The organism is Achromobacter sp. UMC46 (assembly GCF_014170335.1).
In the GTDB taxonomy this organism is placed as follows: Bacteria; Pseudomonadota; Gammaproteobacteria; order Burkholderiales; family Burkholderiaceae_B; genus Achromobacter.
In genome coordinates this window covers 1-1,164 of the sequence record NZ_LZZS01000020.1, presented here as the reverse complement: position 1 = coordinate 1,164, position 1,164 = coordinate 1, and the positions used below count along the sequence as shown (strand labels likewise).

General features: G+C 48.2%; 3 rRNA genes. All 3 read left to right on the top strand.

What is annotated here, in order from left to right:
- Positions 1–71: ribosomal RNA gene (locus tag A9973_RS16510) — 23S ribosomal RNA — on the top strand; the annotation flags it as partial.
- A gap of 201 nt (positions 72–272) precedes the next feature.
- A 5S ribosomal RNA gene (rrf, locus tag A9973_RS16505) occupies positions 273–385 on the top strand.
- Positions 386–1,077: 692 nt separating this feature from the next.
- Positions 1,078–1,164 (top strand): 16S ribosomal RNA (locus A9973_RS16500); the annotation flags it as partial.

Here is a 1,164-nt window from a genome sequence, read left to right as displayed (position 1 = left end):
GATAGGTCGGGTGTGGAAGCGCAGTAATGCGTTAAGCTAACCGATACTAATTGCTCGTGAGGCTTGATCCTATAACACTGATGGTTATTGACCTGGTGATATAGCGTTCCAAGTGTCGTTCAATACAAAATCTGGCTGCACCGTCGGCAGCCAGCCAACACCAATTACACCCCCCTGTGCGTGATCATCGAGCTAGTCTCTGATCACCACACGTTGTGTTTCTTCCAAGATTGGAGCGGTTGCGTTCATACGCAGCAGCTCAACAAGTTACGCCTGATGACCATAGCAAGGTGGTACCACTCCTTCCCATCCCGAACAGGACAGTGAAACGCCTTTGCGCCGATGATAGTGGACGGACGTCTGTGAAAGTAGGTCATCGTCAGGCTTTTATTCCGAGAACCCCGCAGGTGATCCTGCGGGGTTTCTCTTTTATATAGAGTGAGAACCTATACTTCTCTGCTGTAAAGATGGAGAGATCCAGCGAACAGTAGGTTTGCAAGATAAGATGCAAGTCAGGCAAAAGCCGGTTGCAAGATCTGCAAAAATGATGTTATAGTTTCGGGCTTGGCTGCTACCGAAAAATCAGGGTTTACCCCGACGTTTCGATAGTTGCTAGGAAGAGAGAAGCTGGTGCGAAAGCGCTGGTGAGGCCTGAAGGGGTCACGTTGGTCGGGCAGTGAAGTGGTTGAAGCGCGAAAGTGCAAACAAATACGACACTGATTTGACAAGCGATAAAAATCCCTTCATAATCTCGTTTCTCTGCTGCTGACACAGCAAGCGACGCAAAGCGAAAGCAGCGCGAAGCTGGCGGGTTCAGCGAAATGGCAGTGAAGAATTTAGCAGTACCGCTCTTTAACAATTAAACAACCGATAAGTGTGGGCGCTTGATGCGATGCACTGTGATTAGGTTAGGCGTTAAACCCTGGCCTCTTCACAAGCACAATGAAATCAAGTGCTCACTAGAAGTGAAGTACCTTAGACGTCAAGTTTAAGAACATACCTCACTTCCTTTGAGTAGCGACGTATGACCTGGTTCGGATTTATTCGGACCAAGAATACGAAACAAATACAGAGATTAAACTGAAGAGTTTGATCCTGGCTCAGATTGAACGCTAGCGGGATGCCTTACACATGCAAGTCGAACGGCAGCACGGACTTCGGTCT